22 protein-coding genes, 1 rRNA gene and 1 other RNA gene are annotated in these 25,378 nt (G+C 41.5%); 7 read left to right on the top strand and 17 right to left on the bottom strand.

What is annotated here, in order from left to right:
* Positions 1-5: 5 nt before the first annotated feature.
* Complete coding sequence (locus tag LPTSP_RS14700) at positions 6-569, top strand: hypothetical protein (protein WP_108929432.1); 564 nt, start codon at positions 6-8, stop codon at positions 567-569.
* A gap of 46 nt (positions 570-615) precedes the next feature.
* Here LPTSP_RS14700 and LPTSP_RS14695 read toward each other — a convergent pair whose 3' ends face one another.
* Entirely contained in the window at positions 616-1,554 is a 939-nt protein-coding gene (locus tag LPTSP_RS14695; RefSeq protein ID WP_108929431.1) for an RluA family pseudouridine synthase, read from the bottom strand.
* A gap of 148 nt (positions 1,555-1,702) precedes the next feature.
* On the opposite strand from LPTSP_RS14695, the gene loa22 reads away from it, so the two are divergent.
* Complete coding sequence (loa22, locus tag LPTSP_RS14690; RefSeq protein ID WP_108929430.1) at positions 1,703-2,281, top strand: OmpA family outer membrane lipoprotein Loa22; 579 nt, start codon at positions 1,703-1,705, stop codon at positions 2,279-2,281.
* A 90-nt stretch (positions 2,282-2,371) separates the two neighbouring features.
* Here the strand turns inward: loa22 and fumC are convergent, their stop codons facing one another.
* The 13 genes from fumC to LPTSP_RS14625 form a co-directional block, all read right to left on the bottom strand.
* On the bottom strand, positions 2,372-3,766 hold the full coding sequence (gene fumC / locus LPTSP_RS14685) for a class II fumarate hydratase (protein ID WP_108929931.1): 1,395 nt from the start codon (positions 3,764-3,766) through the stop codon (positions 2,372-2,374).
* A gap of 83 nt (positions 3,767-3,849) precedes the next feature.
* On the bottom strand, positions 3,850-5,958 hold the full coding sequence (locus tag LPTSP_RS14680) for a hypothetical protein (RefSeq protein WP_108929429.1): 2,109 nt from the start codon (positions 5,956-5,958) through the stop codon (positions 3,850-3,852).
* Positions 5,959-6,100: 142 nt separating this feature from the next.
* Entirely contained in the window at positions 6,101-7,363 is a 1,263-nt protein-coding gene (locus tag LPTSP_RS14675; protein ID WP_108929428.1) for a malic enzyme-like NAD(P)-binding protein, read from the bottom strand.
* A 59-nt stretch (positions 7,364-7,422) separates the two neighbouring features.
* Entirely contained in the window at positions 7,423-8,799 is a 1,377-nt protein-coding gene (mnmE, locus tag LPTSP_RS14670; protein ID WP_108929427.1) for a tRNA uridine-5-carboxymethylaminomethyl(34) synthesis GTPase MnmE, read from the bottom strand.
* Positions 8,800-8,805: 6 nt separating this feature from the next.
* Complete coding sequence (jag, locus tag LPTSP_RS14665) at positions 8,806-9,516, bottom strand: RNA-binding cell elongation regulator Jag/EloR (RefSeq protein ID WP_100704752.1); 711 nt, start codon at positions 9,514-9,516, stop codon at positions 8,806-8,808.
* Positions 9,517-9,538: 22 nt separating this feature from the next.
* Positions 9,539-11,398: a membrane protein insertase YidC gene (gene yidC, locus LPTSP_RS14660; protein WP_108929426.1), complete on the bottom strand. Its 1,860-nt coding sequence runs from the start codon at positions 11,396-11,398 to the stop codon at positions 9,539-9,541.
* Positions 11,399-11,400: 2 nt separating this feature from the next.
* Positions 11,401-11,628, bottom strand: a complete 228-nt coding sequence (gene yidD, locus LPTSP_RS14655) for a membrane protein insertion efficiency factor YidD (RefSeq protein ID WP_020769645.1) — start codon at positions 11,626-11,628, stop codon at positions 11,401-11,403.
* Entirely contained in the window at positions 11,625-11,945 is a 321-nt protein-coding gene (gene rnpA / locus LPTSP_RS14650; protein ID WP_108929425.1) for a ribonuclease P protein component, read from the bottom strand. Before rnpA ends, yidD begins: the two co-directional genes overlap by 4 nt.
* A gap of 9 nt (positions 11,946-11,954) precedes the next feature.
* Positions 11,955-12,116 (bottom strand): 50S ribosomal protein L34, encoded by a 162-nt coding sequence (gene rpmH / locus LPTSP_RS14645; protein WP_020769764.1) that lies wholly within the window; start codon positions 12,114-12,116, stop codon positions 11,955-11,957.
* A gap of 139 nt (positions 12,117-12,255) precedes the next feature.
* Positions 12,256-12,372: ribosomal RNA gene (gene rrf / locus LPTSP_RS14640) — 5S ribosomal RNA — on the bottom strand.
* Between the two features lie 57 nt (positions 12,373-12,429).
* Positions 12,430-13,263: an Fpg/Nei family DNA glycosylase gene (locus LPTSP_RS14635; RefSeq protein ID WP_108929424.1), complete on the bottom strand. Its 834-nt coding sequence runs from the start codon at positions 13,261-13,263 to the stop codon at positions 12,430-12,432.
* A gap of 9 nt (positions 13,264-13,272) precedes the next feature.
* Positions 13,273-15,615: a hypothetical protein gene (locus LPTSP_RS14630; protein ID WP_108929423.1), complete on the bottom strand. Its 2,343-nt coding sequence runs from the start codon at positions 15,613-15,615 to the stop codon at positions 13,273-13,275.
* Between the two features lie 131 nt (positions 15,616-15,746).
* Positions 15,747-17,003 carry a pyridoxal phosphate-dependent aminotransferase gene (locus LPTSP_RS14625; RefSeq protein ID WP_108929422.1) on the bottom strand — a complete coding sequence of 419 codons (1,257 nt, stop codon included), beginning with the start codon at positions 17,001-17,003 and terminating at the stop codon, positions 15,747-15,749.
* A gap of 99 nt (positions 17,004-17,102) precedes the next feature.
* Between LPTSP_RS14625 and LPTSP_RS14620 the strand changes: the two genes are divergently transcribed.
* The 4 genes from LPTSP_RS14620 to LPTSP_RS14605 all read left to right on the top strand — a co-directional run bounded on the left by LPTSP_RS14620 (position 17,103) and on the right by LPTSP_RS14605 (position 21,379).
* Positions 17,103-19,046, top strand: coding sequence for an adenylate/guanylate cyclase domain-containing protein (locus tag LPTSP_RS14620; RefSeq protein ID WP_108929421.1), 1,944 nt, complete (start codon positions 17,103-17,105; stop codon positions 19,044-19,046).
* A gap of 57 nt (positions 19,047-19,103) precedes the next feature.
* Complete coding sequence (locus LPTSP_RS14615) at positions 19,104-19,478, top strand: transmembrane 220 family protein (protein WP_108929420.1); 375 nt, start codon at positions 19,104-19,106, stop codon at positions 19,476-19,478.
* 10 nt (positions 19,479-19,488) lie between these two features.
* Positions 19,489-20,373, top strand: a complete 885-nt coding sequence (locus LPTSP_RS14610; protein ID WP_108929419.1) for a patatin-like phospholipase family protein — start codon at positions 19,489-19,491, stop codon at positions 20,371-20,373.
* Between the two features lie 64 nt (positions 20,374-20,437).
* The gene (locus tag LPTSP_RS14605; RefSeq protein WP_108929418.1) at positions 20,438-21,379 is read left to right on the top strand and encodes an alpha/beta hydrolase; all 942 of its coding nucleotides are present in this window, start codon (positions 20,438-20,440) and stop codon (positions 21,377-21,379) included.
* Positions 21,380-21,458: 79 nt separating this feature from the next.
* On the opposite strand, the gene ssrA is transcribed toward LPTSP_RS14605, so the two are convergent.
* Positions 21,459-21,803, bottom strand: a transfer-messenger RNA (tmRNA) gene (ssrA, locus tag LPTSP_RS14600).
* A gap of 79 nt (positions 21,804-21,882) precedes the next feature.
* On the opposite strand from ssrA, the gene LPTSP_RS14595 reads away from it, so the two are divergent.
* Entirely contained in the window at positions 21,883-22,728 is an 846-nt protein-coding gene (locus tag LPTSP_RS14595; protein ID WP_108929417.1) for an MBL fold metallo-hydrolase, read from the top strand.
* 62 nt (positions 22,729-22,790) lie between these two features.
* On the opposite strand, the gene LPTSP_RS14590 is transcribed toward LPTSP_RS14595, so the two are convergent.
* Positions 22,791-24,848 (bottom strand): AMP-dependent synthetase/ligase, encoded by a 2,058-nt coding sequence (locus LPTSP_RS14590; RefSeq protein WP_108929416.1) that lies wholly within the window; start codon positions 24,846-24,848, stop codon positions 22,791-22,793.
* A 198-nt stretch (positions 24,849-25,046) separates the two neighbouring features.
* The gene (locus LPTSP_RS14585) at positions 25,047-25,334 is read right to left on the bottom strand and encodes a hypothetical protein (protein ID WP_108929415.1); all 288 of its coding nucleotides are present in this window, start codon (positions 25,332-25,334) and stop codon (positions 25,047-25,049) included.
* Positions 25,335-25,378: the final 44 nt, after the last annotated feature.

Genomic DNA, 25,378 nt, shown 5'->3' with positions numbered 1-25,378 from the left:
TTTGAATGAAACTCATTCGATTTGCGGCCGTTTTAGTGCTTCTATTTGCAGCATCTGGAACTTGGGCAAAGGATCTTTGTGAAGGAAAGAAAAAAGGTACCGTTTACTTTTTTGATAAGGAAATTTCAAGAGACTCCGCTCTCCCTGCAGAGGTTTCCAAATGGAATTTCTCTGGAGAAATGTGGGCACTACTCTGTTTGGCAGATCCGGTAGGTCCTCAAGAAGCGAACGGTAAAAAATTCAGAGTAGTTCTGTATGCGAAACAAATTTCAAATCCAGAAGGAAAGTATTCTTCCTGGTCTAACGCTAAACAAGCGGGAGTTTTTAGACCAGAGCTATCCGCAGCGCGTAAAGAGATCATCCTATACTTCAATGAGGATTTCGATTATAGTGGACTGAAAGCTAAACTAGATCCGGGAGAATACGAGTTTAGATTCCAAGCCGCTACTGAAAAAGGAACAGGAAAATTGGATATAACCATCGACCTGAAAAACGAAGTCGCATATCTGCAGGAACTGAGAAAGGCAGGTTATGTTGCCGACGGAAAAATTTCCGTTTCTTTCGAATAAACTATTTTATAGATCAGAAGACCTTTTATCAAAACAAGGTCTTCTGTTAAAAATTCTCCAAATTATTTTCGAAATTTTCGAATCTTTGAGGAGGATCCAGAACGATCTGCACTTCTTCGTCCGTAAAAGGGTCCTTGAATTCTAAACAATAAGAAAGAAGTAAGAGTCCGTAGTTCTCAAAGAGTGCGGCGTTTCTGGAGTAAAGAAGATCTCCAACCACGGGACATCTGAGACTCTGAAAATGGACCCTTATCTGGTGAGTCCTTCCTGTTTCCAAATCAGCTTCGATGAGGGAGAACTTTCTACCGTTCTTGGAAACCGCGGTCTTTAAGATCCTGTAATGAGTGACTGACGCTCTTCCTTTAGGAGTCACAGTCATCTTCAATCTTTCTATCGGATGTCTTCCTATCGGTCTGTCTATCGTGCCTTCTCCTTCCGGAAGTGTGCCCTGGACCCAAGCAAGATATTTCTTAGTAATGTTCCTTCTTCTAAACAGCTCGGAAAGTTTTGCATGTGCATGATCGTTCTTAGCTACGATCATGATCCCTTCCGTAGGTTTATCCAAACGATGCACGATACCCGGCCTAGATTCTCCTCCGACACTCGAAAGCTCTTTAAATTTGTAGAGTAATCCGTTAACCAAAGTAGCGGATCTATCCCCTGGCCCACTATGTGACGCAATGCCAGCCGGTTTGCGAATGATCAGATAATGAGGAGTTTCCTTTAAAACTTCTATTTCCATTTTTACTGGAGTTAAGTTCAACGGAGGTTTAGGAGGAACTGAGATATGAAAATTTTCTCCAGGACTTACCTTGTAAGAAGATTTTAAGAGTATTTTTCCGGTTCCATCTTTGACCCAACCAGAATCGATCCAATGTTGAATGGAAGCTCTGGAGATCTCGTCTCCCAGATAATCCTTTAAAAATCGATCAAGTCTGGATCCATCAGAGTCAGCGTTAACTTCGGCATGAAGTTCCAGATTCATAATAGTTCTCCTGAGAAATATATAAGCGGCGAAAACGTATCCCTTTCGCACAGAGGTCTAAAAAAGATTTCCCATTTTGCGAGAATAGGTATATTTTGGATAAATTCATCGAAATAAACCCCTACCCTAATTAAGGAAGGAATACAACATGGTAAAAAAAATTCTCAATATCCTGCTCATCGGTGCAACGGTTTTTTCTTTAGCTCTTTGCTCTTCCGCAGACAATAAAGAGCAATCCGCTCCTGAGCCTGGAGAACAAAATTCCGCGGCTTCTCGTAACGTCAACGTAGACTCTCCTGCAGACGCTTTCAATAATCAAATTAAAGACTTCCGCTATCCAGACGGGATCACTCGTCCAGGATTCAGCTACAAAAAAGCTGATGTTAGCGCGGGAGATTTCAGCGAGTGGGCAAAAGTTAATATTTCCGTTCTTAAAGATGGAATTTCTAAACTTCCTGATTCTTGGGCATTAGAGATTACTGGTCATACTGACCAAGTAGGACCTGAAGAAGCAGAAGGTGACAAAAAAGGAAACGTTTTCTACGGAGAAATTCGTGCAAAAGCGGTTAAACAATCCTTAGTTAAACAAGGAATTCCTGCAAATCGTATCGTTACTAAGAGTGCAGGTTCTTCTTCTCCAGTTTCCGGATTGGATGCAAAAGATCCTAAAAACCGTAGAGTGACCTTCAAATTTGTTGAAGTGCAAGCTCAAGCTCCACAACAATAATACCTAGGTATTCGATCCGAATTAAAAAGGCAGTGTGTAAACACTGCCTTTTTTATGCCCTCAGGGTTTTTGAAGTCTTTCGGATTTCTATCAATCAACGCTCGGAGAGATCATTTTTTCAGGAAGTACCCATTGGTCAAATTGCTCGGAAGTCAATAAGCCAAGTTCAATCCCCGATTCTTTCAAACTAGTTCCTTTTTTGTGTGCGTTCTTTGCAATCTTCGCCGCGTTATCATAACCGATATACGGATTCAATGCAGTCACAAGCATTAAACTATTCTTCAAATGTTCTTTGATATTTTCCTTATTTGGTTCTATCCCTCTCGCGCAATGTTCTTCGAAAGAAACCGCAGAATCAGCCAATAGACGGATAGAATTCAGAACGTTATGAATGATCAATGGTTTGAAAACGTTTAGTTCGAAGTTCCCGGAAGCCCCGCCGATATTCACAGCCACATCGTTTGCGATTACTTGAGAAGCTACCATGGTCATTTGTTCCGACTGAGTAGGGTTCACTTTTCCAGGCATGATAGAAGAACCTGGCTCATTCTCAGGGATAGATATCTCACCGATCCCACATCTAGGACCGGAAGACAACCATCTCACGTCGTTTGCGATCTTCATAAAAGAAGCTGCGATCGTTTTTAGAACTCCGTGAGTCTCTACCAAAGAATCGTGAGCAGCTAAAGCTTCGAATTTGTTCTCTGCAGAAGTAAATGGAAGTCCGGTTTCTTTAGCGATCTGAGCTGCAGCTTTTACCGCAAATTCAGGATGGGTGTTCAGTCCTGTTCCTACTGCTGTTCCACCTAAAGCCAATCTGTATACGGAAGGAAGAACAGACTTCACTCTTTCAATATTGTACTCTAACTGTTTAACATAACCTGAGAATTCCTGGCCCAGAGTCAAAGGAGTCGCATCCTGCAAGTGAGTTCTTCCGATCTTGATAATATCTTTGAACTCGTCCGACTTCTTCTTTAGTGTATTCTTCAATTGCTCTAACGCTGGCAGAAGTTTATTCACTAATTGTTCAGCAGCAGCGATATGCATTGCTGTCGGGAAAGTATCGTTAGAAGATTGGGCCTTATTCACATCGTCGTTAGGATGGATAGGCTTCTTAGAACCTTTTGTCCCGCCTGCAATCTCAATCGCACGATTAGAGATCACTTCGTTGGAGTTCATATTTGTTTGGGTTCCGGAACCTGTTTGCCAAACGCTTAGAGGAAAATGTTCGTCCAATTTTCCGGAGATCACTTCGTCAGCTGCCTGAACGATCAGATTTTTTTTATCATCGGTCAAAAGTCCGAGCTGTGCGTTTACGATTGCTGCTGATTTTTTAAGAACTCCAAGAGCTCGGATCATTTCCCTTGGGAAACGATCGTTCCCGATATGAAAGTGATGAAGAGACCTTTCGGTTTGAGCGCCCCAGTATTTGGAATCGTCTACCTGGATTTCTCCCATGGAGTCGGTTTCGATTCTAGTTTTCATGAATCCTCCGTTCAATAGTAATAAATTGCTCGGGTTGGATTTCCGGGATCGGAACGAATGTCCTAATCAGAACTCGGGGTAGATCACTCGTCTCGGAATTTGCGAAGAGTATCCGCTAGGGCTGCAAACTCCGGTTTTTTGGCGGTGACATTCTCCAAATATTCCAAGGTAGAATCCAACCAGGCGGAATCGGATTCCAACTCTTTCCGGATAAACACGTGCCGGATAGAATTCATGGAGCGAATCTCGATATATCTCCGCTTCTGGTCATAATACATAAGGTCGGCTACTTTGTCTTTTCCGAATTCCGGAGCAGAACTAGCATTCACCACTTCATCCAACCAGATAATTCCGTTATTTTTACGGTCCACGTAATCTATCGCTTTCTGTACCTTAGCTGGGATCAAAGTGGATTTTTCCTTAGGACCTAGGAGTACTCCCAAAGACTTTTTCTTTTTAGGAGCTTCCTTTTCGGGCTCCGCAAAATTACCTGCACTGCTGGAAGACTTCTTACTTTGTTTGGAAGATTGAAATTCGTCGGCAGGCTCGATGTCTTTTTTTGGGGATGGAGAAAAATTCACTCCGAACAGACCAAGTATCCATTCCAAAAGTTTGACCAAAATAGATTTGGAATCTTGGATCGCTTTTTGCCTTTGTTTTTCAGTTTCTTTTTCCCAATCTGCGATCGCCTTGGAAAGACGAATCTGCTCGTCTATCACGATCTCAGGATCCACACCTTCTACCACATCCTTTAGAAAAGCGTAAATTCCTTTAGGCTGTCCGTTCTTACGGATCAAAGTGTGAATAGAGGTCCTTCTTTCCTTATTATTCAAAAAAGAAGAAACCACATTTTCCAATGCGAGGGCCACGATCCCTGGACCAGCACCTGTGACTTTTTCTCTAGTAAGAATATCGTTCCTTGTTTTGAATCTTTCGAGCACCTGATCCAAAATTTCCGTTTTAGTAAGACCTGCTGCTTGAATAGACGAGTCCTTGATCTTCAAAGCACTCGAGTCCACAATAAGCGGCTCTTTGGATTCTCTTATACGGATAACTATTTCACTAAAAGCTACATTGATGAGGGACTCTTTTCTTAAACTGGCAAGAGAATCCATGGAACCCAATAACACTTCGAAGGCTTGTAAGAATATGTCGGAACCTTCCCAGGTTTTTCCTGAAGTGAACGCAGGGTGTTTGGATAATTCTCTCAGATAGTCCGGGCCCTGTTCTGTTCCGGAGGCCTTGATCCATCCTGCTTGTTCTCCGGGAAGAAGTGACATTAAGATCTTTCTAGATAAGCCTATAAATAATTCGAAAATGATCTCTAATTCAGTCTCTTCGTTTGCATTCGGTTTTTTACTATCTATGGAAATTTCACCCACAAGTTCTTCCAAAGAAGGTTGGATGACATGAAACTCCAAATGCAACCTTAACAAAGGAGGACGGCCTCCTCTTTTTTCTAATGCAAGTAATGCGTCAGGAATCGCTTTGATCTGAGATAAGAAAGCAACGATTTCGTTTGGTTTTTTGCTCAAAAGAGAAATTAAAGAAATCAGTATATCTTCTCTGATCTTAAAATTCCTTTGTAGAAAAGATTCCACAGAAAGAGTTTTAACATTCCTCATCGAGTAAGGAAGATTTCTCGAATCTTGAAAATCCAAAAGATTTCCCTTCTCATCGGTGTTCAGATACTGGCGTATGACCCAGTCCCTTAGTTCTCCGGCGGACCTTCTGTCCGCCAAATTGATATCTCTTCGGACAATAAATTGTAAAAACGCTGCGGCCGACTGAGCCAAACAAGCAGACTTGATCTTTTGGATCTGGTCCGCTCTTCTGGAAGCAGGACGGATAGCAACATTAGCTAATCCTAATTCCTTTGTTTCTTCCGAAACGAATAGATATTGGTAGAGAACGAATCCGTTCTTATCTTCAAAATATTTTAGATCGGCCGGTTTTAAGAATTGTAACTGTTCGAATTTTGCGAGAGCGAAAGGAGAATAATTAAATAAGAAGAAGTTCTCGACTCCTTTCTCGATCATATCCAAATCCCTCATCGCTTTGGGGGTTGTCTGGAGAAGAAGATTACGAAGTTCCTCTTCCGGGATCAGATCAACACGATCTACCGGAATGACGCCATCTTCCGAGAGCGGATTCGAAGCCGGGGGTGTGGAATTATTTTCCATTTCGGGCATTAATCTTCCCTTTTGCTCCGATCTTGATTTGGCTTTTTGTTCTAAGCCGAGCTAGTATAATATTTTCGGAAACAAATACATGCTTTCTTGAGCGAGTTCCAAGAGTATTAGACTAAATTCGGAACTTCTTTAGAAGTCCGTTTTAGGACCTCATCAAACCTTCTAAGAAAGAAATGTAATTTTCCCGTCCAGGATAAGGTCTTCTTGCAGTTCCGCTTTGGACGGCCGCTTCTGCAACTGCAGGAGCCACATGATATAATACCCTTTGATCGAAAGGTTTTGGGATCAGATAATCAGGACCGAATGTGAATTTTTCTCCACCGTAAGCAAGACTGACTGCGTCCGGAACATCCATCCTAGCGAGTTCCGCCAAGGAACGAGCTGCAGCTAATTTCATTTCTAAAGTGATATGTTTGGCTCTTACGTCCAAAGCACCTCTGAAAATGAATGGAAAACCTAATACGTTATTCACCTGGTTCGGCATATCGCTTCTTCCGGTTCCCATAATAATGTCAGGGCGGACCTTTTTAGCTACTGCGTAAGGGATCTCAGGATCAGGATTTGCCAATGCAAAGATAACAGGATTGGGAGCCATAGATTTTACCATGTCTTCGGTAACCATGTCCGCTACGGAAACTCCGACAAAAATATCCGCATCCTGCATAACGTCTGCAAGAGTACGAGCATTTGTCTTTTGAACGTATTTTTGTTTGGTAGAATTTAGATCGGTTCTTTCAGTGTGGATCACACCTTTTGTATCTACTAAGAAGATATGTTCTTTTCGGATGCCGATATGTTGTACTAATTCTGCGATCGCAATCCCTGCGGCTCCCGCCCCACAGACCACCATCTTCACATCACTAGGACGCTTTTTATTGATCTCGAATGCGTTCAACAATCCAGCAACTGTAATGATCGCTGTCCCGTGTTGGTCATCATGGAAGACCGGGATATTCATACTTTTGATGAGTTCTTCTTCTATATAAAAACTTTCAGGGGCTTTGATATCTTCTAGGTTGATCCCACCGAAAGTAGGCTCCAACATTTTCACCGCTTTTATGAAATCATCCGGATCTTTAGCGTCTACCTCGATATCAAAAACGTCTATCCCGGCAAATTTTTTGAAAAGTACCGCTTTACCTTCCATCACAGGTTTTCCTGCGGCAGGTCCGATATCTCCCAATCCTAGGATTGCGGTTCCATTAGTGATAATACCTACCAGATTCCCTTTATTGGTGTATTCATACACAAGGTCCGGATTCTCTTTAATTTCCAAACAAGGATAGGCAACTCCCGGAGAGTATGCTAAGGATAAGTCGAATGAATCTCTAGTCGGCTTTGTTGGAACAACTTGAATTTTACCCTTTGGATGAAGGGAATGATATTCGAGGGATTTTTCTCTCATAACGATAAAACCAATTTTTCGACGATCGGGCCTAGGTTCTATTCTATTTCTGAAAGAGCTTATTTCCCAACGCAGAATTTACTAAAAATTCTTCCTAAAATTTCTTCCGTGTCCACTCTTCCATTTACTTCCCCGATTTGTTCCAAAGCGAAATCAATTTCTTTGATGTAAATCTCGGCTGGAGCCCCTTCTTCCATTAAAGTCAGACAGTTTTCCAGGCTTCGAGTGATAGAAGAAAAATGAAATCTGTTCCTTTCTTCCAAAAGGACATAATCTTCCGAGCTTTCTATACCTTGTAGTTTGGTGGAAATTTCAGAGACTAAAGTATCCAGCCCTTGTCTAGACTTGCAGGAAACTTCGACCAAAATAGTTCCGGGATAATTTTTCTTCGTGATAATTTCAGGATCCCAGCTTGAGTCCCTTATATCCGATTTATTTGCTGCAACGATTGCGCCTTCCAGCTTGGATCTGTTCTCTTCTGCAAACTTGTTCCAGTCGTTCTTTTGAGAAACATCTATCACAAAAAGTCTTACATCCGCTTGGGAGAATTCTTTCTCACTTCTTTCAATCCCCATCTTTTCGATCTTATCGCCCGTCTCTCTAACACCTGCGGTATCGATAAGTCGGATAGGAACTCCCGAGAGCAATAAGTCCTCGCTGATATAATCTCGAGTTGTACCTGGAATTTCGGAGATAATAGAACGATCTCTTCCTAAGATCAGGTTCATCAAGCTGGACTTGCCAGTATTTGGTTCTCCGTACAAGACAACTCTGCTTCTTTCTAAAAGAGTTTCTGTCTCGCTGGATCTTTTCAGAAGGTTGGAACAAATATTCGAAATAGAACGAATTCTTTTTTTTCTTTCTTCGAAAGATTCGAAGGTAAGATCTTCTGTGGAAAAATCGATCTCAGCTTCGCATTCCGCTTTGAGTGATATCAACTGACTTCTTAGATTCGAGGCGAGTCTGGAAATTTCTCCGAATGCATTCTTTTGAGCCAGCTCCAATTCGAATCTGGAACGCGCGCCTATGATCCTTCCGATGGCTTCGGCTTCGTTCAGATCTATTTTACCGTTTAAGAAGGCTCTTTTAGTGAACTCACCTTGCTTCGCAGGTCTTGCTCCAGAACGAAACAAACATTCTAAAGCTTCTCTAAGAAGGATCGGATTCCCATGAGTATGTATCTCGCATAGATCTTCTCCCGTAAAAGAATTCGGCCCTGCGAAATAGATAAAAACTACCTGGTCTAATTTTTTCTCCCCATCTACAAATCGACAGGTATATGCGTTACGAGGTTTGATGGAAGAAAGAGGAAAGGCTCCCTCAAAAAAGGATAAATGCCTGTATGCAATAGGAAGTGCTTCCGGTCCGGATAACCGAAGGATGCCGATGGCACCGGCCCCGGAAGCTGTGGAGATAGCTGCTATCGTATCAGCCACGACTGATCAGTAGTCGTTTACTTCCTCGAGTAAGTCCCCGTTAGGGCTTTTTTCGACGACGTCTTTGTACTTGTGTTTGTCTTTCATCGGAATAATACGAACTTTTTTATAAGTCCCGTTTCCTTCCGATCTGGTGAAAACTTTTTCGTTCTCTTGCAGAGCCATATGAACGATCCTTCTCTCGAAAGGATTCATCGGCTCCAGTAATTTGGACTTACCGGATTTTGCGACAGAAGAAGCTACTGACTTGCTCAATCTGATCAAGGACAGTTCTCTTTTGTCTCTATAAGATTCGGTATCCAATACGATCTTACGACCGTGACGGATCTTAGAATCTACCATCAGGTTTACCAAAAATTGAAGAGCGTCCAAAGTAGCTCCTCTCTTTCCGATAATCAGTCCAGATTCGCGGCTGGTAAGTTCAATATAGATCTTTCCATCCACGTCTCCCATTCCGACTACTTCCGCTTCTACTCCCATCTTGCGGAGTAGTGTTAAAACCACTCCGTGGATGATCTTTTCAGCCGGAATATCGAAGTTCGAAACAAAGGCTCGAACAACCGCCGGTTTTTTTTGTGTTAAACCTAAAAATCCAGACTTACCGGATTCGACAGTTTCGAAACGAATGTCTCCGGGTTCTAGTCTTAAGGTTTCTAACGCGATCTCTTCAGCCTCGGCTTTTGTTTTTCCTTCGGCTTCGAAAATATAGTTTTCCATATCGTATCCTCGATATATGAATTCACACTTTTACAGGGGTTTCGTCTTTTTTACGAATATTGGTTACCCACTGTTGAGCAATGGAAAGGACGTTAGTCACTGTCCAATACAATGTCAGTCCGGACGGCATACTCCAGAGGAAGAACACCATCATAACAGGCATTAAATACATCATCATTTTTTGGTTCGGGTCAGTCTGCACTGAGGTCAGCTTCATAGAAAGGAACTGAGTTCCGACCATCAATAATACCAATAAGTTAATAGAAAGTCCGCCTGCTGCAAGATAAGGGATCGCAGGAGAAGTCCAGATAAAATCAGGCTCGCTCAAGTCCGAGATCCAAAGGAAAGGAGACTTCCAAAGATCGATCGTATCCGCAAATGCAACATACAATGCGAAGAAGATAGGAAGTTGGATCAGCATAGGAAGACATCCGCCCAACTGAGAGAGTGGATTCATATTATGCTTTTTGTATAATTCCAACATCTTCTCTTGTTTTTTTGCAGGATCGTTAGCATACTTCTCGTTTAACTTTTTAAGCTCAGGAGAAAGTGCGCTCATCTTCTTCATTGCCTCTGCCTGTTTTTGGTTAAGAGGATAGAAGACTAACTTGAATACCAATGCAAAGAGTAGAATACCGAAACCGTAACTTGGGATCGTATACTTATAAGATTGTTGTAAGAACCAAACGATACCGTTCCGGATCGGAGTGAAGATACCTTGGTTGAAAGATTTGTTCAGGTCAGCGCTTAAACCTGCAAAAGTGGACTTAGGATTTTTAAACGGATCCAGTTTAGGATCTCTGAATAACATCCCGTCCCATTCTCTAATCCCAACATAGTTTGCGAATTCTAGAGTTTCTTCTTTTCCGGGATCTATGATGATAGATGAATATGCTAAGATAGTTCCTGTTTCATTTTTCTTTCTGTTATCTAAAAGAATTCCTTCTGCAGGATGATTTAAAGTGTCTGCTGCTGCCAAGAAGTAACGGCTACCGGAACCGATATAATCCACACCTTCTCCGCTGCTCCAAACTTCCTTATAGAATTCGTTTCCATTCGGATGTCCTAAGAAGAAGTTACGGATCCCTTCCCAGAATCCCCAAGCGTCCCCGCCGTCAGCGAAGTCCTTCTCGCTTCCGTCCATTCTATACACACGGAAAAATTTGGATAATTCCTGAGTGTTCGCCTCTCTGTTTAAAGGAAGAGGCCCTAAACTTCCAAAAGTTCTTAAGTAAGCCGGCTTATCACGATCTCCGAAATAGAGTTTTTCTTTTCCGAGATTGGTGATCGAGATCTCTGTTTTAAAATAATTTTCGTGAGGGAAGAATCTAAAAACTTTTTTAAGAAGAACGCCTTTGTCGATAGCAGTGAAAGTAATGCTTTGATCTTCTTTATTTTCTTCCGCTTTAAAATTCAGATGGTTCCATTCTGAAGTGGCTACATCTTCTTTTCTATGAGAGAAGTTGAAGTCGAAACCTTTTCCTCTGGAAAGTTCGATCGCCTTGATCTTCTCACCTTCGACTTCAATCTCTTGGAAGTCCGCTCTGGTGATATTGATCTCGGTACCTTCTACATTCTTATAATTTCGGATATAGAATTTTTCGACCCTTCCCCCCAAGCTGGAAAGAACAACAATATGTGCTTCCGTTTTGAAGGTAAAAGTTTTTACATCTTTAGGACTCGTAGCCGTTACAGCAACAGGTTTAGGTTCGACCTTAGTTTCCTGTTTTACGTTTTCCTTATTTTCAGAAACAGGAGTTTGTTCAGTCTTCTGTTGCTGTTTCGGTTTTCCTGATTCTGGGTTGAAGTAATAGGTTACTAAGAACCATACTCCCATGGATAAAATTAACGCGAGAAAAAGTCTGTTTTGTCTATCTTCCATTCCTAATTCCTTCTAGGGTTGGGTGGTAAAGGGTCATCGCCTGCAGCGAATAGGGGATTACATTTTAAAATGCGTTTTGTACTTAGATAAGTCGCCGACAAGAAATCGTATTCTTGGAAGGCCTGCATTGCATACTCGGAACAGCTAGGGTGAAATCTGCAAGAAGGCGGAAGAATAGGTGAGATCCAACGTTTATAAAATCGGATCAGAAAGATGGCGAGTCGGTTCATTTTAATCTACGAGCGAGTAGACCCAAACAAGCCAGAAGTTCGGTATGATCTTTTTCGAATAGGCCCGGTTTCGCAAGTATCGCGATATCGAATCCCTTTGGAAAAAAGCCTGCCGTTTCGGCCACGGCGGCTCTTAATCTTCTCCGTATCCGGTTTCTGCGAACGGCCTTTCCGACCGAACGTTCAGGGCAGTATAAGTACCTGTTATTTTCCAGGCCGTTTCCCCGATAAATCACCGTGAGAGGAGGATTGGTTACCCGTTTTCCGGAAGCAAAAAGTTCCCGGATGTCCTTCTTGGATGTAAGTGTCTCTTCTATATGGGTTCGTTAGAATTTTTTACCAGTTCTTTCGTCAGAAACGGTCAACTTGTAACGGCCTTTAGCTCTTCTGCGGGAAAGTACTTTTCTTCCGCCGGCAGTCGCCATTCTGGCGCGGAATCCGTGGGTACGGGCACGTTTAATCCGGCTGGGTTGGTATGTTCTTCTCATATGGTTCCCTGTATCTCTAAGATTGCGTTTTAAGACCCTGGGTAAGTCTTACCGGTTTACATTTTTTCCGGAGAACCAAGGGTCAATCCGTTTCTTTGGCGGATTTTCACTATAAAATATAATGGAATAAATAATGGCAACCCGGCAACGTCCTACTCTCCCACACAGCGAACCATGCAGTACCATCAGCGATGAGAGGCTTAACTTCCGTGTTCGGGATGGGAACGGGTGTGACCCTCTCTCTATAATCACCGAGAATCTAAGGACAGTTTGAAAAATTTGCTTGTACTGTCAAGCGCGATTTATTTCAAGTTCAGAGGGTTTTATTCCAATCGATGAATTGTTCTCCAGGCACTCTCTGGCAATTGGGACAGAAGAAGGAATCGTGACCCAAAACGTTTGCCCTACGGATCGTGGTTCCGCAGCGGGGACAGGGTTCATTCTTTCGATTCCGGACCTTTACATGATCTCGGACCTTAAAATCCAAAGGCGCCTGTTTCTTACGGATATAATCTATAGAATCTTTTAAGACAGATTTGATACTCTGATATAGTTGGATCTTTTCTTCTTCCGAAAGTTTATTGCATGGAGTTTTAGGATGGATCTTAGAATCAAAAAGAATCTCGTCAGCATATGCATTTCCTAATGCGCTGAGTTTGGTCTGATCCATGAGAAAGACTCGGGTTTGCTGACGATTCTTCTCCATTCTTTTTAAAAATTCTTCCTGGGTAAAGTTTTCGGAAAGAAGGTCCACTCCTTGGTCGGTAAACTTTGGGATCTGGGAGAAGTATTCAGGCTCTGTAAAATATACCTTTCCCATATGCACATCGTCCGCATAATTCAGGATCTTATTTTGGAATTTGATCCGGACTGCTAGATCCTTCTTCTTATACTTTGGATCTAAAGAAAATTTCCCCGCGAGCATCGGATGGATAATGATGTTTCTTGGACCGAATTTAAAATTCAGAAACGGTCCGGTCCTCTCCAAACTTTCAAAGGTAGAACCTATAAACGAAGTTTCTGATTTTCCACCGCTAAGATTACGGACCACAAGAGGATCTAATATCTCTATCTCTTGGATTATCTCACCTGGAAGTTCTTTTAAAAGACGTTCTCGAATGACTACCAGATCCGGAAGTTCGGGCATGGTTATTCCCTATTTCTTTTTACGACTTGGAAGATATTTATAATATTCCACTTCTATCGTATTAATTAAGAAAGTATAATATTTCACGAGTTTTTTATCGTACTTTTTCTTTTGGGCTTCGTTCCTTAAGAATTCGGAGATTTGATCTCGGATCAAAGGAGCCTTTAAGTCTGAATGGCTTAGAATGATAGTGCTTGGCATTCCGACCGGAACGATCTCATCCGGTATCGCAATCGTAGCTGAATTTTGTAAAAGTGCATATTCGACAGTAGATGCTACTTTATCATCGTCTGATTCAGTCCTAAGATGAGCTACCGATTGGCGAATATTGTCTATATTATCCCAGATCTTTTTGCGAAGGGATTTAGAATCATGGATCTTATCCTGGATCTTAGTGAACCTATTCGGGAACACAAAACGTTCCGCACCTTTTGCGATCAGACTTACTTTCTTTTCTTTAGGGCTTTCCGCCTTTCCGAAATGTTCGTCTGCATCGTCGTCATCGGAGCTTGGATAATAATCGCTTACTGTAGAAATTCCGGAATAGCTCGCTGCAAATCCGCCTCCTCCTCCGGAAGATTTAGGAACTCCACCAGGACCAATATCTGATTTATCTTTATCTCTGAAGAATACTGCAAGTAGTCCGCCAATCACTAACGCAACAGGAAGTCCAACTAAGATCACACCCGCGGCATTAAAATGAACGCTCGCGATTAAGAAGAATAACATTGTTCCAACAAAACCCAGAAGTCCCATGGAAAGATTTACCTTCTTAGCAAGTGCTTCACTTTTCTGGCGATCCTCTACCTCTCTCTCCATGAGAGCTGCGTCTTGCTGTAGTTTTACTACGTAATCCGATTTGAGCATGGAATTTAAGGCAGGGTTCTTAGAACTGATCAAGGAGGCATTGATCTCTTTTGCTATATTAAGTTCTTTTTCTGCGACTGGACTTAGCTTGGCGTCAGCAGTTAACTTATGCAAAACTGCAGCCATATAACCAGGATCGACCACGTATACTTCAGTAGTTCCGTCTTCCCTCTTGACCTCTTTCAGGCCAAATTTGGTTTTTAGATCCGCAATGATCTCATTTGTATATTTGGAAACAAGTTCAGGATCACTTATACCTACAGCATCCAAACGTTTTTCAGGCACGAATCTATAAAGAGTCAGATTGTTTTGAGAATGTTCCTTGGCCTGGATATTCAGGCGGTTCTTCAAACTTTTGAAGGCACCTTCTATCTTTCTTTCACTCAATAGAGCTTTTTCTTGGATCAATTTTCGGATGACACGAATGGATTGTTGGCAGGTCTCCGCGACTTTTTTTCCAAGATCATCTTTCTCTTTATCGAAAGGAAAATCTTCTATAAGCTGAATAAGTGCTTCTACTTTTTCGCTATTTTGCTTTTTGCCAGGCTCTGCGTTTCCGTGCAGAGTTTCAAAATCTTGGATACGTGCTCGGAACAGATTGTAACCTGCTCTTTCTGCAAGTTGTTTTAGATAAGTAAGAGCAAAAACTTCTAAAGCATCACTTTGAGCTCTATAATGTGCGATTACTTCAGGTTGGTTTACATATGTTCCATCCGGATTGAGTTGTAAATCATCCAAGATCAAATGATAATCCGGAAGGATTTCGACTACTGCTCCCTTGTTCTTTGCGTAATTTGCAAAGTCCGCGAGGAAATCATTCATTGGAATATAGCTATAAGGTTGAAACCCTCTCCTAAGAAGACTTGCCATCTCTGATTGTATAGAAGCAAGTTTAGGATATAACCATATCTGTCCGCTCTTGTTTTTATGAAGAAGCATCGCACCTGGGCGATCTTCTTCCAAAGCTCTTGGCTTTTTTGCTCTATTGTTTAATATGAGATCGATTGTTTCTTCTGAAAAAGAAAAACATGCTTTTCTGAAAGGAGTGACATCAGTCTTAGCTTCTTTTTGAGGAGAAGCGATTGAGATCCTAGCCAAAACTTTGTTCCCATTTCGGACTAAGAATGGATAGATCAGAGCGGATTTGTTCCTTCCTCTTTTTTCAATATCCATCAATTGGCGAAGAGCCATATCTACAGAAGGAGGAGACTTTGCTTGTTCGCTTAAGTTCCTGTATTTGTTTAAAAGTTCCCCTAGTTTATCCAGGGTAAGAAGATAGGATGGATGAACACTTTTAGAGCCGTGTTTTTCTGTCTTCTTATGCCAATCCCTAAGTTCGTCTAGGATACAACGGGCGGTTGCAGAAAGCCCCACAGCTCCATCGTTTAAGAAGATATAATCCGGTGCCAGGGCCTCCAGATCGGGGGCCTTGTTTTGATTGGAAGCTAGCTCCTCGAAGGATATTTCCTGCTCCAACGTTTCCATGTTTTGCACCGTACCGGAACAACAATCCGAGTTAGGAAATTTTCTATCGTTTCCTTCAGACCAAGATCTCTAACAGAAAGAGAGAATGAAACAATTTTATTCCGCTCTGTATCAGCTGAAATTAGATCGGATCAATCCGTATATGTACTTAGAATTTCGCCTATTTTTCGTATTCCTTCTTGGATTTCCGAATCTTCTCTCGCAAAACTGATCCGAACAGAATCTTCACCGTAACTATCTACGCTTTGTGTAACCGGATAGAAATATTTCCCTGGTACGATAATGACCCCTTTTTCTTTCAATAGGGGATAAATTTCAGATATTTTTTTGCGAAGTCCGACAAATTGGACCCAAAGAAAAAAGGCTCCCTCACTTTCATGGATCTTATAATTCAATTTTCCTTTCCATTCTCTTCGGATAGAAGAAATAGCAAGGTCTCTTTTTTTGAGATAATAAGGTTTTACTATGTCTCGAGAAAGCTTAAGCCATTCTCCGGATCTTACAAATTCCAGAGCAATATATTGTCCCAGATTTCCTCCGGCCAAGTTCAGAACTGCATTCGCTTTATTTAATGCTTTTATAATTTCCGGATTTCCTAAAACAAAACCTGTCCTGACCCCAGGCAGGCCTATTTTAGAAAAACTGAAACTTTGGATCATTCCTTCCGAATGAAAAAGTTTCTCTTCCGAAAAAACGATCCCGGGAAAAGGAAATCCGTATGCGTTATCTAACAAGAAAGGGATCTTTCTGCCTCTTGCAAACTTAAGGACTTGTTCCAATTCTTCTTTTTTTGCAACTCTCCCGGTGGGATTTGTGGGACGGGACATGACCACACATCCAAGGTCTTCCTTTATACTATCAAAAGAAGAAGGGTCCAACTCGTAACGAAATCCATCCTCTCCGATAGGAATTTCTTTGCCTAAGGAATAAGAAAACGAATCAGGACCTATGGGTTGATCCAAGTATCCAATGTATTCAGGTAAAACAGGTAAGAATATTTTTTTGAAACTTCCGTCTTCGAATCTTCCCGAATAAAAATTTAGTAAAAGATAAAACGCATTTTGAGAACCGTTTGTGATCGCGATCTGATTTTTGGAAATTGAAGTTCCGGTTTCAGAGCTTAATAAGGAAGCAAGTATTTCTAATGTTTCTTCTTTGCCGGTTGGAGTTTCATACTTTCCCAGGATGGAGTCCCATGCACCTGACTCGGAGAATTGGCTTAGGATCTTTTTCCAAACTTCTTCCACCTCTGGGATTAAAGCCGGACTCCCCCCTCCCAACATAGAGACTCCGGGAGAAAGATTACCTAGGTCCTCCATCAATTGGCCAATCCCCGTCTGGTTACGGAATTTGGCACCAAATTCAGAAAAAATGAAATCTTGACCCATAAGGTTATTCCACTTTTCTTTTTGCAAAACTGCCGAAAAGATAATCTAAGAGAAGAAGGAATTTTTTTCTATTCCCTAGCAACCTCTCCGGAGAGACCAATGCAAACGATCGATTCCATCGATGATACCGATATGTTGGATCCGAATACCTTGGACCTTCAGACCTACTTGGAAAAATTTCCTTGGGAGGAAAAATGGACCTCTTTAGGAGAGCCCATTGAAAAGCTTTGGAAATTCGACTTGGATGTTTCTCCCCAAGAGATCTGGCCTTGGCTGATAGATACTTCTTCTTTTAATAAACGAATAGACATTCCTGAAATGAAATTTCAGGAGATTAACGGACGACTTTTCGGAAAGTCCAAAAACGCAGGCATCCCTTCGGAATGGGAAGAAGTTCCCTGGGAATGGGAATATTGCAAACAACTCAACAATGCACGGATCTATTCTAAAGGGTTCGCCCATTACGTAAGAGTTAGATACCTTGTTTATCCATTAGGGGAAAGTTCCACCAGACTATTCGTATACTTCGGATGGATCCCCAAAGGTTGGCTTGGAAAAACTCTTTTAAAGTTCGGAATGGTCCAACTCGAAAAATCCTACATAAAAGGATTAAAGGGTGTAGTAGAAGATGTAATCAAAACCAGAGCTTATAGCTGGTTAGGACCAAGCGCGTTAAGCATAATCAAAGAATCAAAATCGGAAAAGAATCCGGTTTTCCCTGCGAGGATGCAACAGATCCGAGTCGGATATATCAGAGAAGGACAATCCAGAGAACTAGTTGATAAAGTTTTAAATTATATCTTGGACGCGGACGAATCTGATCTGTACAGGATCAGAATAAAAGCATTATCCAAGGCTTGGAAAATCCCTGAAAAAGATTTGCTGCTCGTTTTTTTACACGGATGCAGACTAGGATTATTCACAATGAGTTGGGACGTAGTGTGCCCACATTGCAGAGGCGTCAGAACAGAAGCGCAACATTTAGGAGATCTTCCTACAAAAGATACCTGTGAAGTTTGCGAGATTCAATTCGAAGCAAATCAGTTGAATTCTATCGAGATCACATTCCATGTACATCCTTCTATCCGAGAAGTGCAAAAAAGAATGTTCTGTGCCGCGGAACCAGCCACCAAAAGCCATATCCGATTCCAAAAATACTTGGATTCGGGAGAAACATACAATTCCAAACTTCTACTTTCTCCCGGAGTTTATAGGCTCAGAGTAAACGGAGAAAAAAATTATTCTCTATTAGAGGTAAAAGAAGAAGTCCCAAATGAAACTCTAGTTTGGAAAACGGATGAGATCCCGGAACAGATAGAGATCGCAGATCATCCTAAGCTCGTTTTGGAAAACCTTTCTTCTTCCCGAAAAGGTTTTGTGATCGAAGAAAGAAAAGAAGACCAGGATTGTCTTAGACCTACAGACTTATTCAATTTCCAGGACTTTCGAGATCTATTCTCCCAAGAGGCGCTTTCCACTGACCTGCAATTAGATATCGGAATGCAGACAATCTTATTCACCGATATTGTAGGCTCTACAAAGTTCTATTATAATAAAGGAGACTCCGGTGCATTCTCCGAGGTTAGATACCATTTCGTAGAGGTTTATAAAGTAGTTAGAGAATTCCAAGGCGCGGTGGTCAAAACGATCGGAGACGCAGTCATGGCAGCCTTCCCTTCTCCTAGTGCAGCAGTGGAAGCTTCCGTGAGACTCCAAGAATTTTTCTCGGACGAAAATACTGAGACTCCTATTCGGATACGGATCAGTTTACACACAGGACCTTGTTTGGCAGTGAACCTGAACAGCAATATAGACTATTTCGGGAACACAGTGAACTTTGCAGCTAAGTTACAAGCAATCGCAGACGGAGGAGAAATTGTATTCTCTGAAACGGTATTCAGGGACAAACAAATCCGCCAGTTGATGACAGAAAAAGGCTGGAAAGTAAAAAGAGTGAAATTCCACCAGAGTTGGATCGATGAAGAAACTCTGGCTTATAAATTGGTATTTAACGGTTTACCTTCTGCAGAAGAAACCAAGTAAAAACCGATTTGCAAGAACGGGAAACAAACCGGATAATACCCGAATCATAGGGCAAACATGATCTTCAAAATAGTTTCTTTTCTTTTAGCTGCTTATTTCGTTTTTGCAGGTGTAGTTCAGTATAACGATCCTGATCCATTACATTGGATGCTATTGTATTTTACTTCTTCATTAGCATGCATACTTGCGGCCTTTGATAAGGACAAACTTCCTTTGCTTTATGTGGTTATCGGTATGGCTGCAATTGAGATCGCAGCTACGATTGATGGTTTTTTTGATTGGTTAAGAACGGGGAACGAAAATCTGATCACCGCAAAGATGACCGATGAAAAACCTTATATAGAACTCGGAAGAGAATTTTTAGGGGCATTTATCAGTCTTGTAGTCATCGTTTGGCTTTGGTATAGAAAGCGTCCTAATAATTCTAAATAGTTTACTACTCATGACATCCATTCCCAAATTTACTAAAAAGAAAAAAGGCAAGGCTCTGATCATAGAGGGCGGGGGAATGAGAGGTTCCTTTGCAGGTGGAGTACTTTCATCCATGGCTCCGAATTATCCTCCGAGTAAATTTGATCTAATCGTTGCAGTCTCTTCCGGTTCTTGTTCTTCCGCGTATTATGTTACTGAACCGAATCCTTCCTCGGAAGATATCGAAAGAGCTTTGGACATTTGGAGAAAGGAATTAACAGGAAATCATCTTATCTCTTTTTGGAATCTGTTTCGAGGCAAAAGAATATTAGATCAAGATTATCTAATAGATCATATTTTCCAGGAGAAGGTGCCGATCAAATCGGAAGTTCTGAAACAAAAAAAGACGGTGCCTTTTTATATCGTAGTCAGTAATTTTAGGACCTTAGAGCCCGAATATATAAGAGCGACTTCCCAAAATCTTTTTCCACTTTTAAGGGCTGCTACTTCTTTACCTATCGCAACCAAAGGATATGGCCTTTTGGAAAATTCAAAATATACAGACGGTGGAGTTTTAGATCCGATCCCAGTCGAGGCAGTGTTGTCCGCTGGTTATAAGGATATTACGGTCATTCTTACAAAACCTATGGATTTCAGATTAACTCCTACAAGTCCTTTGTTGGGAAGTCTGGCATTTCCTAAATTTCCGGATATGGGAAAGGCTTTTATAGAACAAAGATATCGTCGTTATAACCGAGCCATGGAAATCCTGAACGATCCGCCTAAAGGGATCCGTTTTGAAATTATAGCTCCGGAAAAAACCCTTCCTGCAGGAAGAATGACCACAAATGCAAACCTACTCAACGAAAACGTTCGGTTAGGTATAGAGATTGGAAAGAAGGTTTTTCCTAAGTAAAAATTCCTCCAAGCTGTCCAATTTCCAAGACCTCGTTTGATATAAAAATAGCAAAAGAGGTTTTATGAAACGTATCTTATTATGGTCCATCCCAGCCATTCTTCTATTGATCCCTATATTTATGAGCTTCGGGATTTGGTCCGCAAGCAATCAGTTATTATTTCCCGTCTGGAGAGATAACCAAAACTTCTCCGTATGCAACCCTGAAACCGAAAAACATTGGGGAAGATCCTGCGGAAATTTGAGAAAGTCCAATGAGTTCCAATTCGAAGAACTCAAGATACCTTCCGTTAATGGATTTGATCTTCCCACTTGGAAAATCGGGACTTTCGAAAATGGAAAAGGTAAATCGAGAGGCGCGGTCTTTTTAGTGCACGGAGGGGGAAGTGATAGAAGGGAGATGACAAAACATATTCACTTCTTCCTTAAAAGAGGATTGGATGTTTTCAGTTTTGATTTCGGTTGTCATGGAGAATCTGAATGTTTAATCCCGGGACTGAGTTACGGCTATAGAGAATCCAGGGATGTGGGATCTATGTATCATTATCTTTCAGAAAGATACGATACTATCTACGCGTTAGGAAGTTCCGTGGGTGCTTCTTCGATTCTGATATCTTTGCCGGAGATGCCTAAACTTTCCGCAGTGATTGCGGAAAATCCAATGTATAATTTTGAAAGATTGATCTTAGAATCTCCAGCTGCGCCAAAAGATATTCCGGCTTGGTTTTCTTATCTTTTGATCCGACTTACAGCGCTCAGAGGAAAATTTGAAACCACTCCGAGTCCTGCGAGTTCTTTAACAAATGCCAAGTCTGTACCTATCTTATTCATTCATAGTAAGGAAGATCAGGTAGTTCCTTTCCAACAAAGCCAAGACTTAGCGAATATTTACAAGGGTCCAAAAGAAGTTTGGCTTCTGGAAAAAGGAGAACATGGCTCTGCTCGAGATATAAATCCGAGCGAGTATGAAAGAAGGGTCGCTGGATTTTTGGATAGTTTGAAGTAATTTGAAAATTAAAGCAGAATGAAGGAAGGTTTGGCGCTAGAAAATCTCGCGCCATCTCAACCATTCTAAACATCGAACCTTGGAGACGCCGGGGTTCGAACCCGGGTCCTATTGTGCCTTGATGGGGCCTCTACATGTTTGTCTTATGTTTTAAATCTCGAAAGGCCTTAGCCCATAAGCAGGCGTGTCCTTTCTATCCGATCCAAATACTCTCTAAATCGTGAATCGAAAACCGATCTAAAAAGTCCCCCGTTTGAAACAGAAGAAAAGCCACCGGGAGAGTAAGCTATCCTTCCGAAGCAGAGATTAAGCTGCTAGTGCTAATTCGTTGTTAGCGTTTATTGTTTTGAAGGTTTTTAAGAGGTCCCTCACCCCTACATGCCACCACACCTTAACTACAACAGTCGAAACCTAATTCGTCCCCGTAGATTTAATGGTTAGACTAAAAATCCGTTGAGTTAGTTAGGAAATCAAGAAAAACTAGGTTCCTCGGTGCTCTTATTTTGAAAATTTTCGTTCTACTGGTCTCGGCTTTATTATTCTATTGCGGAACTTCTTCTTCTCCAAAAATCAAAAATCCAATTCCCGAAATTTCCGGTTCTGTGCCTCCTACTGAATTGCAGAACGGATTGTATGCGATCCTGCTTGGAAAATCATTCTACCCGAATCGACTCACAAATTCGGACAAACAAGAAGGCGAGTCTGAGATCGCATTCTTATTCTATCTAATAAAATCAGAAAAACGTTATATTTTGATCGATAGCGGAACTTCTTCCAGATCTATCCCGGAGATTACTGTCCATAATTGGATCTCTCCGGAAAAAATTTTAGGATCTGCAGGGATCAAACCTGGAATGATCGGAGAGATCATTCTTACACATTTTCATTCGGATCATTCAGGAGGGATGGGTCTTTTTCCAAATGCAAAAATTTATGTTACTCCAGAGGACTGGGATTCCCTTAAGAAAACGAATCGATCCGTAAACTCTAAACTTGTCGCCAAAGAGAGATCAGGAAAAATCCAATTTATAAATTCCAGTTTAGAAGTTTTTCAAAATTTCAGGATCTTATTAACAAGAGGACATACCCAAGGTTCAATTGCAGTGGAATGGCTGGTTTCTCCTGGAAAAAATTTCCTGATCACAGGAGACGAATGTTATTGGGTAGAATTTTGCAAGCAGGGTCAGGGACTTCCTTCGGAGGGGACCTTCTCCCTTTTCAATAATAAAGAATTTTTAGATTATGTGTCCGTTCTATCTTCGAGCGGGACAAAAATTTTGACCATGCATGACCCAGCCGTTCTATCTTTGGGAGAAGAAGTTTTTCCGAGGATCTATAAGTTATATTAAAAAAAATCCCCCGGAGTTGAACCCGAGGGATTTTTACACAGCACCAATTAGAATCTAAGTTCTTATTTATAAACTTTATCGATTCTCTTTTGGTATTTCTCAGTGATAACGTGTCTTTTCATTTTAAGTAGGTTAGTCAATTCGTCGCCTATCTCAAAAGGTTTTTGAGCGATCACTACGTGTTGGATCAATTCGAAAGATTTGAATCCATGCTTAGTGCTATTGTATTCTCTGATTTCTTTTTTGTAGAAATCGATAACCTTAGAATTGTCGATCAGATCCTTGATATCTTTAGCTTGGATACCGTTCTGAGCCAACCAAGGTTGTAGAACTTCTAGATCAGGAACGATAATCGCTCCCAGAACTTTTTGGTCCTGACCGAATACCATGGATTGTTTGATATAAGGAGATTCGTCCATACGGTTTTCTATCGGAACCGGCTCTACGTTTTCTCCACCTAACAATACAACGGTTTCTTTCGCTCTTCCTGTAAGGGTTAGAGTATGTTTGAAGTTGATGAACCCGATATCTCCGGTGTTCAACCACCCGTCCACAATGGTCTTCTTAGTGGTTTCAGGATTTTTGTAATATCCTTTCATCACTTGAGGCCCTTTGATATGAACGATACCTTTTACTCCCAACTTACCTGCAAGAATTTGTCTTTGGTCATTGATATGAGTTAGCACGTTTCCGTGATCGTCTCTCAATTGAAGTTCAGTTTTAGGAACGATATATCCTACGGAACCGATGATCGGATGATCATAGTGACGCACCGAGATCACAGGCGCACTTTCAGTCATTCCGTAACCTTCTAATACTAAAAGCCCGATATCGTTGAAGAAATTATCCACGTGACGTTGTAACGCGCCACCTCCGGATAAGGTTCCTCTCAGACGTCCACCTGTTGCTTGGCGGATCTTGGAAAGAACGATAGTATCCAAGGTCTTGAAGTTAAAGATAAGTCCCAAAATCGCGATAGTAAGTAGAACTGGCGCTAAAAATGCCAACTCAGGCTTGTACATCTTGATATAAGAATATCCCACTGCACTGATCAAAGAAACTGTGAATGGTCCAAACACGATCACCTGAGCAATCGCTTTGATCGCTAAAGCCAAAGATTTAAAGATATTACGGTTCTCGTAATCCACTTCTTTTCCAGTTAAGAAACGAACCCCTGCGTTAAAGTTCTTAGAGAACAGATACGCGGTGTTGAACAAAAACTTACGGACCGGAGGAGTCTGCTTAGGATCGTTGATCTTGTTGTAGATCCCTGTGTAGATACTTTCCCAAACCCTTGGAGCGGAAGCCATGAAAGAAGGTCTGGCTTTTGCCAGGTCGTTTCTTAGGTCTGCAACCTTAGTATAGAAAGTGGAAATTCCTAGAGAGATCGCTGAGTATTCTACCACTCGTTCGAAGATATGCCATACAGGTAGAATAGACAACATACTGTCGTCGTCTCGAAGCAGGGATTTTTTCAAGATCAAAGGAACAACATATTCCATCTGGTGAACCATGTTAGAATGCATGAGCATCACACCTTTTGGCATTCCTGTTGTTCCGGAAGTATAGATCAGAGTGAATAGATCATCTGGTTTAATACCTTCGATCCTTTTTTCGGTCTTGTGTCCGCCTTTCGCTCTTAGTTCTTTTCCAGTTTCAATCAGATCATAAAGATGCAAAACTCCCTTCGCTTTCGTTTTGCTATCCTTATCCATGATGATGACGGTTTCCACGCCTTTCAATTTGGATTTGTTCTTAACGAACTTCTCGTACATCTTATCATTCTCTAAGAATACTACGGAAGCTTCGGAGTGAGTTAAGATATATTCCATCTCGGAATCGGTTACATCAGTTCCTCTAGGAACGTTTGCACAACCGGAGAGTAGAACTCCCGCATCCACGATGATCCATTCCAAACGGTTATCCGCCAACACTCCGATATGCTCGCGGGCCTTCACACCTAGATCAATTAACGCTTCGGACAAAGAGAGACCAAGATCTACTAATTGTTTAAAGCTAGTCGATTGATATTCTTTATTTTCATCCTTCGACCAAAACGCCGGTCTGTCCCCAAAAGACTCGGAAGCCTTGAGGTACATGTCTGCTAAATTCTTGTACATTGGAGTTATTCCTTTTGAAGAAGGGATATATTACGCTTATGGCATAAAGCGCGTTTAGGTTAATGTAAGAAGACGACCCGTCAACTAAATTTTAGAATAACTCAAAGCGTAGGTGCAGTGCAAAATCGAAGAGGAGAAGAGTAAAAAGAGAAAACTCCGCTCGAGAGGACCTCGAACGGAGTGAGAAAGGAAAAAATATTACTGTTGCTCTTCGCCAGCGCCTTCTTCTGCAGGAGCAGGAGTAGAATCAGACTTAGTTCCTTCTTCTTTTCCTTTTTTGGAATCTTTCTTATGCTTCTTGTGGTGTTTTTTCTTACCTTTTTTCTTCTTAGCTTTCTTTTCTTTTTTCTCAGCTTTAGAAGCACCAGCGTCTTCAGTCTTTGCAGGAGCATCGCCAGTAGTCTCTTGTGCGCTCACTCCGGTGAAACCGAAAAGTGCGATTGCAGACACAAGAAGGGTAACAAGAATTTTTTTGGACAGGTTCATTATGGATCTTCCTATAGAAACTTTGGTTTGTGTCGTAATTTTAT

This window comes from Leptospira johnsonii, assembly GCF_003112675.1.
Classification (GTDB): domain Bacteria; phylum Spirochaetota; class Leptospiria; order Leptospirales; family Leptospiraceae; genus Leptospira_B; species Leptospira_B johnsonii.
The sequence above is the reverse complement of the archived record's forward strand: the minus strand, read 5'-3'. Positions and strand labels throughout refer to the sequence as shown.